This is a genomic window from Vasconcelosia minhoensis LEGE 07310, from assembly GCF_015207255.1.
Classification (GTDB): domain Bacteria; phylum Cyanobacteriota; class Cyanobacteriia; order Phormidesmidales; family Phormidesmidaceae; genus Vasconcelosia; species Vasconcelosia minhoensis.
Window position 1 is genome coordinate 1 of the sequence record NZ_JADEXG010000084.1, and the last position, 17,069, is coordinate 17,069.

The 17,069-nt window shown below is 53.7% G+C and carries 13 protein-coding genes; 7 read left to right on the forward strand and 6 right to left on the reverse strand.

Annotation, left to right across the window (positions count from 1 at the left end; all coding sequences use genetic code 11):
* From istA to IQ241_RS22905, 6 genes are all read left to right on the forward strand, one after another.
* Positions 1 to 596, forward strand: a 596-nt coding sequence (gene istA, locus IQ241_RS22880) for an IS21 family transposase (RefSeq protein ID WP_228022000.1), incomplete at its 5' end; no start/stop codon positions are given.
* 9 nt (positions 597 to 605) lie between these two features.
* The gene (locus IQ241_RS22885; protein ID WP_193911724.1) at positions 606 to 1,133 is read left to right on the forward strand and encodes a Mu transposase domain-containing protein; all 528 of its coding nucleotides are present in this window, start codon (positions 606 to 608) and stop codon (positions 1,131 to 1,133) included.
* A gap of 33 nt (positions 1,134 to 1,166) precedes the next feature.
* Positions 1,167 to 1,922 carry an IS21-like element helper ATPase IstB gene (gene istB / locus IQ241_RS22890; protein WP_193911744.1) on the forward strand — a complete coding sequence of 252 codons (756 nt, stop codon included), beginning with the start codon at positions 1,167 to 1,169 and terminating at the stop codon, positions 1,920 to 1,922.
* 369 nt (positions 1,923 to 2,291) lie between these two features.
* Complete coding sequence (locus IQ241_RS22895; RefSeq protein ID WP_193911726.1) at positions 2,292 to 3,482, forward strand: ATP-binding protein; 1,191 nt, start codon at positions 2,292 to 2,294, stop codon at positions 3,480 to 3,482.
* Entirely contained in the window at positions 3,479 to 4,513 is a 1,035-nt protein-coding gene (locus IQ241_RS22900) for a ParA family protein (RefSeq protein ID WP_193911728.1), read from the forward strand. Before IQ241_RS22895 ends, IQ241_RS22900 begins: the two co-directional genes overlap by 4 nt.
* Positions 4,514 to 4,905: 392 nt before the next feature.
* Positions 4,906 to 5,682 carry an integron integrase gene (locus IQ241_RS22905; RefSeq protein WP_193911730.1) on the forward strand — a complete coding sequence of 259 codons (777 nt, stop codon included), beginning with the start codon at positions 4,906 to 4,908 and terminating at the stop codon, positions 5,680 to 5,682.
* A gap of 78 nt (positions 5,683 to 5,760) precedes the next feature.
* Here the strand turns inward: IQ241_RS22905 and IQ241_RS22910 are convergent, their stop codons facing one another.
* The 5 genes from IQ241_RS22910 to IQ241_RS22930 all read right to left on the reverse strand — a co-directional run bounded on the left by IQ241_RS22910 (position 5,761) and on the right by IQ241_RS22930 (position 11,762).
* Positions 5,761 to 7,113 (reverse strand): cytosine deaminase, encoded by a 1,353-nt coding sequence (locus IQ241_RS22910; RefSeq protein ID WP_193911732.1) that lies wholly within the window; start codon positions 7,111 to 7,113, stop codon positions 5,761 to 5,763.
* 40 nt (positions 7,114 to 7,153) lie between these two features.
* Positions 7,154 to 8,065 carry an ABC transporter permease gene (locus IQ241_RS22915; protein ID WP_193911734.1) on the reverse strand — a complete coding sequence of 304 codons (912 nt, stop codon included), beginning with the start codon at positions 8,063 to 8,065 and terminating at the stop codon, positions 7,154 to 7,156.
* A gap of 25 nt (positions 8,066 to 8,090) precedes the next feature.
* The gene (locus IQ241_RS22920; RefSeq protein ID WP_193911736.1) at positions 8,091 to 8,852 is read right to left on the reverse strand and encodes an ABC transporter ATP-binding protein; all 762 of its coding nucleotides are present in this window, start codon (positions 8,850 to 8,852) and stop codon (positions 8,091 to 8,093) included.
* Positions 8,853 to 8,990: 138 nt separating this feature from the next.
* Entirely contained in the window at positions 8,991 to 10,832 is a 1,842-nt protein-coding gene (ftsH3, locus tag IQ241_RS22925) for an ATP-dependent zinc metalloprotease FtsH3 (RefSeq protein ID WP_193911738.1), read from the reverse strand.
* 99 nt (positions 10,833 to 10,931) lie between these two features.
* On the reverse strand, positions 10,932 to 11,762 hold the full coding sequence (locus IQ241_RS22930) for an aminotransferase class IV (protein WP_322743762.1): 831 nt from the start codon (positions 11,760 to 11,762) through the stop codon (positions 10,932 to 10,934).
* Positions 11,763 to 11,863: 101 nt separating this feature from the next.
* Here IQ241_RS22930 and IQ241_RS22935 point away from each other — a divergent pair, with 101 nt between their 5' ends.
* Positions 11,864 to 14,476 carry a M1 family metallopeptidase gene (locus tag IQ241_RS22935; RefSeq protein ID WP_193911740.1) on the forward strand — a complete coding sequence of 871 codons (2,613 nt, stop codon included), beginning with the start codon at positions 11,864 to 11,866 and terminating at the stop codon, positions 14,474 to 14,476.
* Positions 14,477 to 14,633: 157 nt separating this feature from the next.
* Here the strand turns inward: IQ241_RS22935 and IQ241_RS22940 are convergent, their stop codons facing one another.
* The gene (locus tag IQ241_RS22940) at positions 14,634 to 15,869 is read right to left on the reverse strand and encodes a NupC/NupG family nucleoside CNT transporter (protein ID WP_193911742.1); all 1,236 of its coding nucleotides are present in this window, start codon (positions 15,867 to 15,869) and stop codon (positions 14,634 to 14,636) included.
* Positions 15,870 to 17,069: the final 1,200 nt, after the last annotated feature.

Below are 17,069 nucleotides of genomic sequence, written 5' to 3' on the forward strand. Positions count from 1 at the left end.
CTGACGCTGATGCCACCCAGTACTTGTATTCGATGAGTCTCACGATGAGTCTTTGTAGTCTCTACCAAATGTCACTCATCACGACAACTGACTGTCACGTCACCGCTACGGCCTTGACATTTAACACCTATGCCGAAGCGACGGCCAGCCAAGCTCTGCCGTACTGGATAGGGGCTCATCAGCGGGCACTAGCCTTTTTTGGCGGCGTGCCAAAGTGCATCGTGCCCGACAACTTGAAATCCGGCGTGAGTGACCCTTGTCGCTACGAACCGGGAGTCAACCGCAGCTACCAAGACTTTGCCGCTCACTATGGGGTAGCGGTGATTCCTGCCCGTCCCCGCACACCGAGGGACAAAGCCAAGGTCGAAAAAGCCGTCCAGGAAGTTGAGCGTCAAATTCTAGCCCCGTTGCGCCATCAGTCGTTCAGCCGGTTGAGTGACCTCAACGCGGCGATTCGCCCCCTGCTGCAACGGCTGAACGAGCGTCCGATGGCTACCTATGGCTTATCGCGCCGAGAGCTGTTTGAGCAGGTTGAGCAGCCCGCACTGAAATCCCTGCCGCAGTATTCTTTTGTCTTCGCAACCTGGAAAACTTGAAAAGTCAATTTGGACTACCACATCGAGGTTGAGCGCCACTACTACTCGGTGCCCTATTGGTATGCCAGACGGCAGGTGAGCGTCAAAGTCAGCGAGCAACTGGTCGAGGTGTTCTACGAGCATCAACGGATTGCCGCCCATCCACGCTCACAAGTGCCCCATCGGCATAGCACCCTGGCAGACCACATGCCGCCTGAGCACTGGGCCTACAAAAGCCAGTCAAAGGATAAATTCTTAGCCTGGGCGGCTCAGACAGGGCCGCAGACGCGGCGACAAGTTGAGGCTATCTTCGCTAGCAAACCTTATGAAGAACAGGCATTTCGTACCCTCAAGGGCCTTCAGAGCCTATCAACTCGCTATGGCCAAGGCCGACTAGAGGAAGCCTGCAAGCGAGCCAATGCCCTGAGCATGGTCGGTTACCGACGCCTCAAAGCCATTCTCAAACACCATTTCGATGATATCCCGGTTCTAGTAGAGCTGCCTGAGCCCCAGCCGATTGACCATGACAATGTCCGCGGCGCAGCGTACTACCACTAGCACTGATCTGACCCTGAACGGAGACACTCTATGATGCAACAAACCATTGACCAACTCAAAGCCCTCAAGTTGAACGGCTTGCTGGAATCCTGGAGCGAACAGCACGCTCAACCGACCTACCATGACCTCTCTTTTGATGACCGCTTTGCCCTGCTGGTAGAGCGCGAATTCCTCAGACGCCAGCAACAACGCCTGAACCGTCGCCTCAAACAAGCTCAGCTGTTTGTCGGCGCTTCGCTGGCTGAAGTTGACTTCCAGGTGCCCCGTGGCCTGAAGAAAGCCCAATTCCTCGAATGGGCTCAGGGCCAGTGGGTGGTTCAGCCCCTCAACTTGATCATCGTTGGTCCTACCGGCACGGGCAAAACCTTTCTGGCCTGCTCCCTGGCTGACCAGCTCTGCAAGCTCGGCCATAGCGTGCGCTACTTCAAAACCGCTGAACTGATTTGTGAACTCAAGTTTGCCAAAGCTGATGGGTCTTTCCCTAAGTTTCGCAAACACTTAGCCGCCCTGGATTTGGTCATCTTAGATGAGTGGCTCAGAGACCCCCTATCGGCCAATGACGCGCGCGAAATCCTCGATTTTCTGGATGACCGCTACCGCAGAGCCGCCTGCCTATTTGCCTCTCAATTTCCCATCTCTGACTGGCATCAGAAAGTGCATGAGCCCACCTTGGCTGATGCCATCCTCGACCGTATCGTCCATGATTCTCTCAGGCTCATCCTCAGAGGCGAATCGATGCGTAAGCTCACAAGTCAGCTTGAACCTCCGCACCCGTGCCAGCAAACCTGACCTCAAGTCCCTTTAGCGAGAACCACTTTTTCAGCTCCTATCGAGTGCATTGCACTTTCATTGACCCTCGTGTCAATATGCTTTTATTACCTGTCTATGTCGGCCTTCTCGCCCATGAGCTAAGGGGGTGCCGAAGTTCATGCAACTCCCTGCCGAAGTTATGCGAATACGCACCAACCAAGAATACTCCAGTTGCTGCCCTCACCGATAACCTAAGCAGCATAACGTTCGCGCTCACCGGACGCAAATAACCTTTGCGATTCAACCAACACCTTGCAGCGTTCCGGTGCAGCGCGGTTGTTAGACCGATGTGTCTCAACGCTACCCTTAATGATTATGATGGGTAAGGAGGACTTTAGAGACTGATACATGGATGACCAAGAGCTGACAGCACTTCTAGGTGATCTGGAATCTGATAGAGTTGAGCGTAAAGCGTCAATTTCAGACGGCAAAAAAATAAGACAGGCAATTTGTGCTTTCGCTAACGATCTACCCAATCACAAAAAGCCTGGAGTTCTTTTTGTTGGAGTTAATGATGATGGCACCTGCGCCAACCTGCCTATTACAGACGAACTTCTCTTGAACCTTTCCAATATACGCTCTGAAGGGAAGATTTTGCCGTTTCCGGTATTGCAAGTTAATAAACGTATTCTAAATAGCTGTGAATTAGCAGTTGTTATTGTAGAACCATCAGATGCTCCTCCGGTTAGATTCGATGGACGGACATATATTCGAGTTGGACCTAGACGTGCAACAGCTACACCTGAAGAAGAACGTCGCCTTAATGAAAAAAGACGCGCAAGAGATTTACCTTTTGATTTGCGTCCTTTTATTTCTGCTTCTATCGATGATTTAAATCTAGATATTTTTCAACGTGAATATTTAGCATCAGCATTAGCGCCAGAAGTTTTAGATGAAAATCAGCGGTCTTTAATACAAAAGCTAATCTCATTGCGGTTCGCAACTCCAGAACCAGATTCACGCCCAACTAGCTTAGGTATTTTAGTTTCTGGGAAAGAACCTAGGCAGTTTATCCCAGGCTTTTACATTCAATTTGTCCGCTTTGACGGAACTGAACTAACCGATCCTATTCGAGATCAAAAAGATATTAGTGGTTCTCTTATCGACTTACTACGCTATGTAGATGAAGTTCTACAAGCCAATATTTCGACAGCTTCTGATATTACAGCGCAGCCTGTGGAAATAAAACAGCCTGATTATCCTATTGTAGCGTTACAGCAGCTTGTGCGAAATGCTGTCATGCACCGTTCCTATGAAGAAACTAATGCTCCGGTGCGAATTTATTGGTTTAATGATCGAATTGAAATTCAGAGTCCAGGTGGCTTGTTTGGACAAGTGAATCGTCAAAACTTCGGTCAAGGTGTCACCGATTATCGAAATCCTCATTTGGCGGAAGCCATGAAGAATCTAGGATATGTCCAGCGCTTTGGTATCGGCATTCCGACTGCTCAAAAGGAGTTAGGGAAAAATGGGAATCCGCCAGCAGAATTCGACATTAAGGATTCATATATGTCAGTCATTATTAGGAGGCGGTCATGACCCCACCAATTATTGCCTTCTTCAACAATAAGGGAGGAGTTGGAAAAACATCTCTTGTCTATCATTTAGCCTGGATGTACTTTGATTTAGGGTTAAAAGTGATAGCAGCAGATTTAGATCCTCAAGCTAACTTAACAGCGGCTTTTCTAGATGAAGATCGATTAGAAGAAGTCTGGGAAGGTAGCAATGACGGTAGCTATAATACTGTCTTTCGATGCGTCAAACCCTTATTAAGTGGTATTGGTGATATTGCAACTCCAAATCTAGAAAAGATAGAAGATGGATTAAGCCTTTTGATTGGCGATTTACAACTTTCTGGGTTTGAAGATGAATTGTCCTCCCAGTGGTCTGATTGCCTTGATCGTAAAGAGAGGGCATTTAGGGTTATCTCGGCTTTTTGGCGAGTATTGAGTCAAGCAGCATCTATTGATAGTGCTGATGTTGTTTTGGTTGATTTAGGGCCTAACTTAGGAGCAATTAACCGAGCAGCTCTGATTGCCTCGGACTACGTTGTAGTTCCTCTCTCACCAGATCTCTTCTCATTACAGGGATTAAAAAACCTTGGTCCGACCGTAAGACGCTGGAGAGAAGAATGGCAGGAGCGTATTCCTAAAAACCCAGTCTCAAACCTCGTTCTGCCAAAAGGGGAAATGCAACCCGTTGGTTATATTATTCTCCAACACGGTGTTCGATTTGACCGTCCTGTAAAAGCATTCCAAAGATGGATTGAGCGAATTCCACATATTTATAATACTGAAGTTATTCAAAAACAAGATGAAATCGTCTCAACTCCATCAAGCGATCCAAATCGTTTAGCGTTACTGAAACACTATCAAAGCTTAATGCCAATGGCTCAAGAGTCTCACAAACCCATTTTTCATCTTAAGCCTGCTGATGGAGCCATCGGTGCTCATATATATGCTGTGAGAGATGTATACAAGGACTTTAAAGACCTGGCTGAGAAGATTGCTGGTCGAACTGAACTGGTATTGCCCAACTCTCAACTAACTCTTGAACCAGAATTAAAGTAGCTCAAATATATTGAAGGCTTGGGATGACGGTCTAACGATTGAGCTGAGCCGCGAACGCCGTCGAGTACGACGTCGTCGGGCTAGCGGGGTTCGTCGGCTCCAGCGATTTGCTATGTCGCACGCTAGAAAAGGGTTCCCAAGTCATAACAGGAGTACCTTGCGTGTCGAAATAGCTAGTAATTAGAGGGAAAGTTTCCACCTATGATCCCAATGCCGGATCTTAGGTGGAAATATTTCAGCCTAAGATCCTCTCAGGGGTAGATAGGTGGAATTATGTCCGCCTAGGCTCCCTACATGGGTAAATAGGTGGAATGCTTCAGTATAATCATCCCTCCGGTTCTGAATTGCATCTGATTAGAATTTATTCATCATTCCTTTTCAGGTCCTGTACCATGCAAGCAGAGCCTCGTCCTAAGACGTTACTCGACCAGGTTCGAGACGCTGTTCGCCTAAAGCATTATTCCTCCCGCACAGAGCAAACCTATGTACAGTGGATTCGTCGCTATATCCTGTTTCATAACAAGCGCCATCCCAGTGAAATGGGCGTTCCCGAAATCGAAGCCTTTCTTACCCACCTGGCAGTTCAAGAGCAGGTTGCGGCCTCTACTCAGAATCAGGCGTTGAGTGCCCTCCTATTCTTGTATCGACATGTTTTACAGCTGCCCCTGAACGATCGGATCGATGCCATTCGAGCAAAGCCTTCGCGTAAGCTTCCAACCGTTTTAACCCCTGAAGAAGTGCGAGCAGTGATTCAGCAAATGTCAGGGGTACATCGATTAATCGTGCAGTTGCTCTATGGCAGTGGCTTGCGCCTGCGGGAGGCGATGCAGCTCCGCATTAAAGATTTGGATTTTTCCCAGTCTCAGATCATTGTGCGAGATGCCAAAGGTCAAGAAAGCCGAGTTACGATGTTACCTAGCAGTGTGCAGACAGCGCTTAAGGAAAACCTTCAGCAGGTCAAGCGCATCCATCAGCAAGATTTAACTCAGGGGTATGGAGCCGTCACCCTGCCCTTTGCGTTAGCTCGGAAGTATCCGAATGCCAATCGTCAGTGGGTTTGGCAGTTTGTCTTTCCCGCCTCATCGCGCTGTGATGTTAAGACCACAATGATTTACACCCATGTGCTCAATCGTGGGGGACGTGGAGTGCGAAGTCCCTTGGATAACTAACTGACAGTAGCAGTTTCTTTGCTGCAACGGACAGTATCAAATCTTGGCCGTATTTCATAAGTTGCTGGTCGCCTTGAGCTATCTAGACTCTGGCTCCATTAGGTCATCGAGTTCAGCGTAGTCGGGCAGCGTGGTATCAATCGCTCTCCCTTGGCGGATTACGACACGGTCGGTCTGAGGACGAGCCAGCAGTTCGTTTAGGGTGCGAGCTTTGAATAGAACCAGTTCGGCGGGCTGGCCCTCTCCAATATAGCCAACGTCTGGCAACCCCATCATCGCGGCGGGTGTGCGGGTGATGGCTTGGGGCCAGTCGCCGTAGGGATGGTCCAGGTGACCGATGCGGGCCGACTGGGTGAAGACTTCCAGGGCATCGTGGTCGCCATAGGCAAAAAACGGGTCGCGGCAGTTGTCAGACGCGATCGCAACCTTCACCCCCCGCGACTTCAGCTCCGGCAGCAGCGTCACCCCCCGATAGCGCGGCATTCGACTCGGCTGTCGGTCTTGCAGATAGAGGTTACACATCGGCAGGCTGACGATAGAGATATTCGCTGCCTGAACCGCGCTGATTGTCTTATCTACCGCCTGCGGTGACTGCACTGAGAGGCTACAGCAGTGACCGCAGGTGATTTGCCCTGAGAAATTGTGGCGAATTGCGGCTTCTGCGACGTAGCGTAGGGTAATGTCTTCGGGGTTGAGGCTTTCGTCCGTATGAAAGTCCAGATCGAGTCCGCGATCCTCAGCTAAAGAAAAAACTCGGTCGAGCTGCTGGGCCAGGTCTGGGGTCATATAGGCAACGCCGCCCAAAACGCCACCGGTCTCGGCAACCAGGTCAGCCAGCTGCTCGCCCGCCTGCGTCATAAAGTAGTCTAGCGAGACCAGGCAGACCGCCTGAAGATGAATCCGGTCGGCCCATTCGCGCTGGAGATTTTGAAAGACGGAGAAGCTCACTTTAGCCTGTTCATCGAAGGCGTCTATATGCGTGCGAATGGCCTGGGTGCCGTGGGCGTAGCTGCACTTGAGGCCAAACACCATGCGGCGATAGACGTCGGCGGCCTGCCAGCGCTGCTCCCGATCCTTCTGCACGGTTTCTAAAGCGCTGTCAAAGGTGCCGTTGGGGTTGGGGGTGCGGCTCCAGATATGGCCTTTGTCCAGATGGGTGTGCATATCGACGAAGCAGGGCCAAATCAGGCCGCCGCCTAGATCGACTTGGGAGTTTTCAGCAGGCCGGGCAGCGCTGGCTGGACGCAGCTGGCGAATCTGACCCGCCTCAATCTGCACATCGACAGCCACCAGGTCTTCGCAGTAGTGACCGGTTTGAAACCGGCTAATCGGCGATCGCGTCGGCGCGTCATCGGCCAGCAGCGCCAGCGGAATGCGGGCATTGCACAGCCAGTAGTTCGGCCTAGCCGGAAGCTGAATAAAGGAATTCATGAAAGGTAGGATGGGAACTAATCCGTCTAAATCGACCTAATCAATTTTCCCTTTTAATCGCGCTTTCGTGCCATTTACTCAGCAGTCTGTCTGAGAGAACCGTCATCCCCACGAAAATCCCCACGCCGAGCAGGGTAGTCAGCAGCAGTGCGGCAAACATCCGAGGAATTTGCAGGTTATAGCTCGACATCAGAATCTGGTAGGCAATGCCTGACCGCTTGCCGCCGGTGCCCGCGACAAATTCGGCGACGACCGCGCCAATTAGGGCCAGACCGCCGCTAATCCGCAGGCCGCCGAGGAAGTAGGGCAGGGCGCTGGGCAGCCGCAGGTAGAGCAGCGTCTGCCAGCGGGATGCGCCGTAGAGCTGGAACAGGTTGCGCAGGCTGTGGTCGGCGCTATTGAGCCCCAGGGTGGTGTTGGAGACGATGGGAAAAAAGGCAACGATCCAGGCGCAGACCACCAGGGCGAGGAAGGTATTGTTTTGTAGCCAGATGATGATTAGGGGCGCGATCGCAACAATCGGTGTCGTCTGCAAAATCACCGCATAGGGAAAGAAGCTGCGCTCAATCCATTTGCTCTGGGTAAACAGGATCGCGATCAGCAGTCCAGAGGTGACTGCTGCCAGGAAAGCCGCAACGGTAATTTTTAGGGTAATCAGCAGCGATGGGAACAGGCTGGGAAATTCCTGCACCAGCGTCGTAAGCACCAGCCCCGGCCCCGGCAGGAGATAGGGCTCAACGCCCGAAATCCGCACGCCCAAGTCCCAGAGAATAATGGCTACAATCCCAACTGTCACCGGCGCAATCCAGTCAGCAGAGGGCTTCCAGCTACTTTTTGACTGACGCTTGCGGCCAGCCCAGGTCGCTGCCTTTACCTCATGCGCTTCGGAACGACTCTCCAGTTTATCAGGAGAGCGATTGGGACTATCTTGGGCCGATTTTTGAGAAACCATAATTTCAACGCATAGGGAATCTTACTCAGGCTGGGCTGCCGGTTTCCGAATGGGAAAGTGCGGTTAAAACCTCACGACAGTAGTGATTGAAGTCACTCGATGTCCGAAACTCGTCCGTCCGAGGATGGGGCTGATTGATCGGAATATCGTCCACGATCCGGCCCGGACGTGCCGCCATGACGACGACTCGGGTGGAAAGATAAACCGCTTCATAGATATTGTGGGTGACAAACAGTACCGTCCAGTGCTTCTGCGCCCACAAATTCAGCACATCGTCATTGAGCCGACCCCGGGTCATCTCATCGAGGGCTCCGAAGGGCTCGTCCATCAGCATGAAGGTGGGCTTGGTCACCAAGGCGCGGGCAATCGACACCCGCATTTTCATCCCTCCCGAGAGTTCCCGGGGATAGCTCTGCTCAAACCCCTGCAAATCCACCAGGTTAATGGCCTCCTGAAGGTTTGCCCGCGAGGGCCGCAGCCGCTTGCCCTTCAGCTTCAGCGGCAGATGCACGTTGTCTAGCACCGATGCCCAGGGCATCAGAGCCGCGTCTTGAAATACAAAGGCCAGCTGCCTCTCCTGCTCACGGTTATGCCAGTCCAGCGAACCCCGGCTAACCTCGCCGAGACCGGCTACCAGCCGCAGAACGGTACTCTTGCCGCAGCCCGAGGGGCCAACCAGGCTAACAAATTCGCCCGGGTGGAGGGTCAAATTCACCCCTTCCAGGGCTACGGTGCCATTGGCGTAGACCTTACTGACGTTCTGTAGGCTGAGCAGGGGACAAGACATAATCGAAGCTTAGAACCTCTGTGTATTCTAGGGACATTACTCAGCGCAAAAAGTAGGCATTGATCGAAAAGCCGATAGAAAAGCCCAGAAGTCCTAAGACCTCTGGGCTTTTGGTTTAAGCGCTAGAGCTGAGAACGGCTAGGCAATGCTGGCCATTCTGGCATCGTTGCTAATTAGCAGCTGCTGGAGCTCTTCGGCATCCACCGTTTCTTTATCAATCAGCATCTCAGCCAGCTGATCGAGAATGTGGCGGTTGTTCGTCAGCACCTGCTTAGCCCGGCTGTAGGCCTGGTCAACCAGCGCCCGGACTTCAGAGTCGATCGAGGCCGCGGTCTGCTCAGAGAAATCGCGCTCAGAGGCAATATCGCGACCCAGGAAGGGATTTCCCTGCTGCCGACCCAGTGCCACCGGGCCGAGCTTATCGCTCATGCCAAAGCGGGTGACCATCTGCCGGGCGACCCGAGCCACCTGCTGGAGATCATTGGAAGCGCCCGTAGTCACTTCCTCATCGCCAAAGATAATCTCCTCAGCTAGGCGACCGCCGAGGGCCACCGCCATCTGATTTTGCAGGTAGGAGCGGGAATAAAGGCCCGATTCCAGCCGTTCTTCGCTAGGGGTGAACCAGGTCAGGCCGCCCGCTCGTCCGCGAGGGATGATGCTGATTTTCTGCACGGGATCGTAGTCGGGCATCAGTGCTCCAATCAGGGCGTGACCGGCTTCGTGGTAGGCCACTAGGGACTTGCGCTTTTCGCTCATTACCCGGTCTTTTTTCTCCGGCCCCGCCAAAACGCGGTCGATGGCGTCGTTCACCTCATCCATGGAAATTTCGGTAAGGTTGCGCCGAGCCGCCAGAATTGCAGCTTCATTCAGCAGGTTAGACAGGTCGGCGCCGGTAAAGCCCGGGGTCCGGCGGGCAATTTTCTCCAGGTCCACATCCTTCGCAAAGGTCTTACCGCGGGAATGCACCCGGAGGATTTCCAGACGACCGGCATAGTCGGGCCGATCCACCACCACCTGGCGGTCAAAGCGGCCAGGCCGCAGCAGGGCAGCATCTAACACATCGGGCCGGTTAGTGGCGGCGATAATGATAATGCCGGTATTGCCCTCAAAGCCGTCCATCTCGGTCAGCAGCTGGTTCAATGTCTGCTCGCGCTCGTCATTACCGCCGCCTAGACCGGCACCGCGCTGACGACCGACGGCGTCGATCTCATCAATAAAGACAATGCAGGGCGCGTTGGATTTTGCCTGCTCAAACAGGTCGCGCACGCGGGAGGCACCAACCCCGACGAACATCTCGACGAATTCAGAACCCGAGATTGAGAAGAAGGGAACGCCTGCTTCCCCGGCAACAGCCTTGGCTAGCAGGGTTTTACCAGTACCGGGAGGGCCAACCAGCAGTACCCCTTTGGGAATTTTGGCCCCGATCGCGGTGAAGCGATCGGCGTTTTTCAAAAAGTCAACGACTTCGGCCAGCTCCAGTTTGGCCTGCTCGATCCCGGCGACATCACCAAAGGTCACCTGGGTCTGCGGCTCCATCTGCACCCGAGCCTTGGACTTACCAAAGTTCATCGCCTGGCTGCCAGGACCGCTGCTGGCCCGACGCAGAACGAAGAACAGCACGACCAGCAGCAGTACCGGAATCAACAGCGTGCTGAAGACCCGCACCCAGACGCTGTCATCGGTCTGGCGCTGGACGGTGATATCGACATTATTGTCGGTGAGAATGTCAACCAGGCCCGGATCGCTGGGCAGGTTGACCATGACTCGCCCGGTGCCGTCAGGGCTGGTGAACTGCGCCTGAGTCCGGTCTGAGCTGAGGGTAACTTTTTCGACTTGGCCGCTCTGGACCTCGTCGATAAAGCGACTGTAGCGCCAGGACTGAGTTTCCTGACGCGGCTGATCAAAAAATGCCGTAGCCAAAGCAATGACCACGACGACGAGTAGTACGTAAAGACCCGCGTTTCTCCAGCGCTTGTTCACGGGGGATTGCCTCCTAGATAGACTTGAATAAGGTCATTTAGCTCGCTGTGGGGCTAAACCCTCATAGATTAACTGAGTGTTAACTAATGTTAACGCATTTCAGGATCCGGGATCAGTTTGGCAGAATAGCTGCCTTAGCTCTGCCAGAGCCGGATGGGTTGGGTTGTATTCCAGTTTAGTCTTTGGGCCGATAATTGTGCGAATCGGCAAAAGCTCGACCACGCAGTTACTGTAGGCGACAGCCTCGAACTCAGCAGTCCACTGGGACGACCAAAGCGCTTCTTTAACCCGCTGCTTCAGATGCGCCATTAGCCGCTGCCGCACCAGTCCTGGCAGAATCCCACAGCTCAGGGGCGGCGTCCACCAGTGGCCGTCTTTCCACCCCCAGAGATTGCCCGTACTGGTTTCGAGCCATTCCCCAGCCGGGTTGGTCAAAATCACTTCACTCGCGCCGTGATGTCGGGCCTGCTGAATCGCTAGCCAGCTGGCCAGATAGTTGCCAGTTTTGTGGGCAGGCAGCGATCGCGCATACCCCTCTGCCACCCAGGCCATCACCCCCTGCCGCTGCTGAGTCGCCAGATCCGCCGGCAGCTGCCGCCCCGTAATTAGCTCGCGCCCATCTGGAAACACCGCAATTCTCAGGACAGGATAGTGCTCCGCCAGCTGAGTACAGCCGGTATAGACCCGCAGCCAGTCCGGCTGCGGCCAGTGGAAGGTTTGGAGGGAATGGGAAACGCGATCGCGGTGCCCCTCCCAGTAAGTCAGCGGATGCTCCAGTGACCGTTCATACAGCCGCATCGTCGTAAAGACCGATGCGCCAAACTTTAGCGCTGGATCATCAGCTGATAAATTCATGTCTGAATGCTGATTCAGCCGTCCGTCAAACCAGAACATGCCCGATTCAATCTCAATCTCACTTAATACAATCACAGAGATTACAGAGGTCAGCAGTCAGCGCTAGCGGAAACCGCTAATCTAAGGAGATATTCACGACCCATCGCTCACATCCTTGACTATCAAGCACTCGTACTATGGCACATGCATCTACTCATTTTGACGAAGCGGGTCCCCAGCCCTTTGAGCTGCCCGGTGCCTATCCGCATTACACGCCGGACCGGCCTGGGCAGGTAGAGCATATTGCCTTAGACCTAGCGCTCGACATTCCCAACCAGAGCTATCAGGGCACTTGCAAAGTCCGGATTAACCCCGTCCGCAGCGGCATCGATCACTTCACGATGGACGCGGTGAACTTGCAGATTGCCTCGGTTAAGGTTGGTACGACCAAGCAGACCTTTGACTATGACGGCGAGCAGCTGCAAATTCGGCTGAAGCAGCCGTTAGAGATGGGCAAATCCGTTACCGTGACCATTGCCTACAGGGTCGAAAGGCCCCAGCGCGGCATCTATTTTGTCGGCCCCGATGACCACTATCCCGACAAACCCACCCAGGTCTGGACCCAGGGCGAAGATGAAGACTCTCGCTTCTGGTTTCCCTGCTTTGACTACCCTGGTCAGCTAGCGACCTCGGAGGTACGGGTGCGGGTGCCTAAAAAGTATTTGGCCATTTCCAACGGTGAGCTAATTGAAACCAAGGCCGACGGGAACGACAAGATCTACCACTGGCGGCTGGAGCAGGTGCATCCCAGCTACCTGATGACCCTGGCGGTGGGTGAGTTTGACGTGGTTAAAGACGAGTGGCAGGGCAAACCCGTCAGCTACTACGTCCAGAAAGGCCGTAAAGATCAGGCCAAGCTGACCATGGGTAAAACGCCCCAGATGATGGATTCGCTGAGCAAGTGGTTTGGCTATCCCTACGCCTTTCCCAACTACGACCAGGTCTGCGTCGATGACTTCATCTTCGGCGGTATGGAAAACACCACGACGACGCTGCTCACCGACCGCTGCCTGCTAGATCAGCGAGCCGCGATCGACAATCAGCGCTCAGAAACGCTAGTGGCCCACGAGCTAGCCCATCAGTGGTTTGGCGACCTCGTCGTGATCAACCACTGGTCACAGGCCTGGGTCAAAGAGGGCATGGCCACCTACTCCGAAGTGCTCTGGATCGAGGACACCTATGGTCAGGACGAAGCCTACTACTATCACCTCAACCACGCCCGGGCCTACATTTCGGAAGACACCAACCGCTATCGCCGGCCGCTGGTCACCCACATCTACCGCGAGCCGATCGAGCTGTACGATCGCCATATCTATGAAAAAGGCTCCTGCGTCTATCACATGGTCCGGATGGAGCTGGGCGATGAGCTGTTCATCAAAGCCGTGCAGACCTTCCTTCAGGATCATGCTCACGGCACGGTCGAAACGCTGGACCTGCTGCGTGCCATTGACAAAGCCACCGGGCGCAATTTGCGATTCCTTTTCGACCAGTATGTCTATCGGGGTGGGCACCCGGTCTACAAAGTGGCCTACCAGTGGGACGGTGATAGCAATCTGGCCCAGCTCACGATTACCCAAACCCAGGTTGAAGATGGCAAAGAGCAGGTGCAGGAGGGACTGTTTGACCTGAAGCTGCCGATCGGCTTCGGCTATATCAAGGAATCGGGCGGAGAGAACCCCGTCGAGCAGAAGACCTTCAAGGTGCGGGTGTATCAGCGGCAGCAGGTGCTCTATTTTCCACTGGAGCAGAAGCCCGACTTTGTCAGCTTCGACGTGGGCAACCACATGCTCAAGACAGTCGAGCTGGACTATCCGCTCCAGGAGCTGAAAGCCCAGCTGCAAAACGATCCCGATCCCATTTCTCGGCTGACGGCGGCTCAGGCCCTGGCCAAAAAGGCCAGCTTAGAAGCGGTTGAAATTTTGGCCAAAGCCCTCCAGGAAGACAGCTTCTGGGCAGTGCGGGCAGAGGTGGCCGAGCAGCTGGCGACGGTGCAGCTGGACCAGGCGATCGCGGCTCTCCTCAAGGGCCTCAAAGACAAACATCCCAAAGTCCGCCGGGCCGTGGTCGAAGCGCTGGGTGGGATCAAAACGGCAGACAGCTATAAGGCGCTCAAGTCCGTGGTCGATAAGGGTGACGAAAGCTACTACGTCGAGGCGGCGGCGGCTCGCAGCCTGGGCCAGGTCGGCGCGAGCAGCTTCGATAGCAAGTCGAAAGAAAAGAAGACGCTGAAGCTGCTGGAGACGGTGCTAAAAGAGCGGGCGGGTTGGAATGACGTGGTGCGGGCCGGGGCGATCGGCGGTCTGAGCCAGTTTAAGTCCTCCGAAGCGGCTCTGGAGCTGCTGCTGCCCTATACCGAACTGGGCGTTCCCCAGGCGCTGCGGCTGTCTGCCATCCGCGCCTTAGGAAAAATTGCCGGTGCCCAGGCTAAGCCAGACGTGGAGCGAATTCTAGAGCGGCTGGAGGGACTGTCGCGAGAGTCGTTTTTCCTGACTCAAGTGGCGGTTGTTGGGGCGCTGGGGCAGATGGAGACAAAGGGCGCGATCGCGGTTCTCCGCACCCTGGCCGAGCACAGCCCCGACGGTCGGGTGAAGCGCCGGGCCGAAGAGGCCGTGCAGAAGGTGCAGAAGCAGCTGAAGTCGGACCAGGCGCTGGCGGAGCTGCGGAAGGAGCTGGACCAGGTGAAGCAGGTGAACCAGTCGCTGAAGAGTCGGTTGGAGAGTTTGGAGGCGAAGGGGAAGAGGGAAGAGTGATGGGGTGATGGAGTGACAGGGTGTTCGCGAAGCGTTGCCGTAGGCGTTAAGGGTGAACAGTAGGGGCTTGGTTTCCAAGCCCGTGCAGCGAGGTTGATGGGTCAGGTTTTTTGGGTTAGGGGTGTTCGCGAAGCGTTGCCGTAGGCGTTAAGGGTGATTAGAGCAGCAGACCTAAGATCGCGGCGGTCATGAAGCAGGCCAGGGTGCCGCCGACCATGGCTCGGACACCGAGTTTGGCCAGGTCGTGTTGGCGATTGGGGGCGATGCCGCCGATTTGGATGCCGATGGAGCCGATGTTGGCAAAGCCGCAGAGGGCATAGGTAGCGATGATGATGGCTCGTTCTGAGATCGCGCTGCCGCCGGGTGCAGTGGTGTTATCGGGTAGATTTGTGCCTTCGATCAGGGCTTGTAAATCCAGGTAGGCAATGAATTCGTTGAGGATAGTTTTCTTGCCTAGCAGCGCACCCACCGCGTCGCAGTCGGCCCAGGGGACGCCCATCAGCCAGGCGACCGGGGCCAGCAGATAGCCCAGAATCAGCTCGAAGGATAGATTTTCCAGCCCTACCAGACCGCCTAGCCAGGCCAGCAGCGCGTTTAGCATGGCCAGCAGCGCCAGGAAGGCGATAATCATCGCGCCGATGTTGAGGGCCAGCCGCAGGCCGTCGAGGGCACCGGTGGTGATGGCGTCGATGACGTTGACGGAAGTCCGCTCGACCTTGAGGCTGACGTCACCCCGGGTGGGCGATTTTTCGGTTTCGGGATACATCAGCTTTGCGATCGCCAATCCCGCCGGGGCCGACATCACCGATGCCGCAATCAGGTGTTCAGGCGGAATCCCAAACGACACATAGGCCGCCAGGACGCCGCCCGCTACGGTGGCAAAGCCGCCCGTCATCACCGCGTGCAGTTCCGACTGGGTCATGGTCGCTACGTAGGGTTTGATCACCAGCGGCGCTTCAGTCTGACCGACAAAAATGTTTGCTGCCTCCGACAGCGATTCCGTTCCCGAGGTGCGCATGGTACGCATCATCAGCACCGCCACCCAGCCAATCACCCGCTGCAGAATGCCGTAATGATAGAGAATACTAATAAACGCGGAGAAAAAGATAATTGTTGGCAGCACCTTGAAGGCAAAGAAGAAGTCCTCAAAATTCTCACCAAAGACGAAGGAGGCTCCGGCGTCGGAATAATTGAGAAAGCTGCTGACTATGCCGCCCAACCATTGAAAAAAGGCAAAGCCCCAGGCCGTGCGCAAAATCAGCAGGGCAAAAATCAGCTGTAGCCCAATCCCAATCAGCACCGGTCGCCACCGCACCGCTTGACGGTTAGCCGATAGACCATAGGCCACGCCCACAAAGACAATCAGTCCGAGCAGTGAAATCAGGCGCTCCATCGGTCATTTCCTCACTACGGTGCCGCCATTGTTGCACCTGAGGCGGCTTCGTACCGCTACCGGCAAACTTTCTGCCAATTGAGCTAAAAGATGGATCCGGAGGGCTAAGCGCGGTATGATTAATGACTAATTCTGTCATTAAGGAGGAATTCATCTTTTAGAACTTTAGCTCTACTCACCTACAATCCAACTAAACTTCTCGAAAAAGCAGAAGGATAACAAGACTTTTCTATTGAGAAATTATTCAAGCTTTTCGCAACAAGGAAATTTTTACTGGTTCTTGCGCTTATTCTGCTCTGATTTCTTTCTATTCTGCTATATTTGTACAGGAGCACGTACACCGTCTTAAATACTCAAAGTTATGCATAAAAGGTCAATTACGCTAATCCAAACTCTTTTATTGCTTGTGTCTATGCTCTTAGCACCTGCATACTCTGCGACGAATTCTGGTGAGGCGGTTACCGTTACGCCAGGTCGTGAAACTGTTATGAGGGATGGCACAAGAATATTAGCTGATGGGACAATAGTTCATCCAAATGGTACAAAACTATTACCGAATGGTGATTTAGTACTTCCAAACGGAACCGTTATACGGCCTCAATAGCTCATTTGCTGATGCAATCACATCTCACCTTAGAAGAGCATATATTCAGTAGTTAAAAACCTACTTTAGTACTACTCTTTTGCCAGGAAAAGTCCTACATTGGCTTCTGTATCCCCAAGAACCTCTTTTCTTTAAAACAAAACGACGATGGGCTTTCTGTCTCAATCAAACGAACATCACCTCGACCAATGAACTTCTATCAGTTAAACAGCATGGGAACTGATAAACACCGCTGTGCCAATGCTTATCAGTTCATGGCAGTGGTTGACTGTGTTGTGTTGGTACCGAGCAGATTAAGACATCTTTGTTTGATGAATGCTAGCTCGTTCGGCGGATTTAACTTTGCCTCTAATCCTCATCTCAACTTTGAACTGGCTATAGCCTCTCTGAGTCAGTAACGAAAGTACGATAATGTCTAAAATTTAAAGTGCTTTCTCGCTAATTCAAGCTCAGTCTCAGTTAAATTTCTGGTAGCCGTTCAGGGGGTTACGAGCGAATGGTAGCTGTAGAGCTGACTGCGGGCTCAGGCAATAGGCTAGGCGGCAACTGGTCATTGCGAGCCGCTCGGCAAGCCTGAGTCAAGAACGCTAATACGT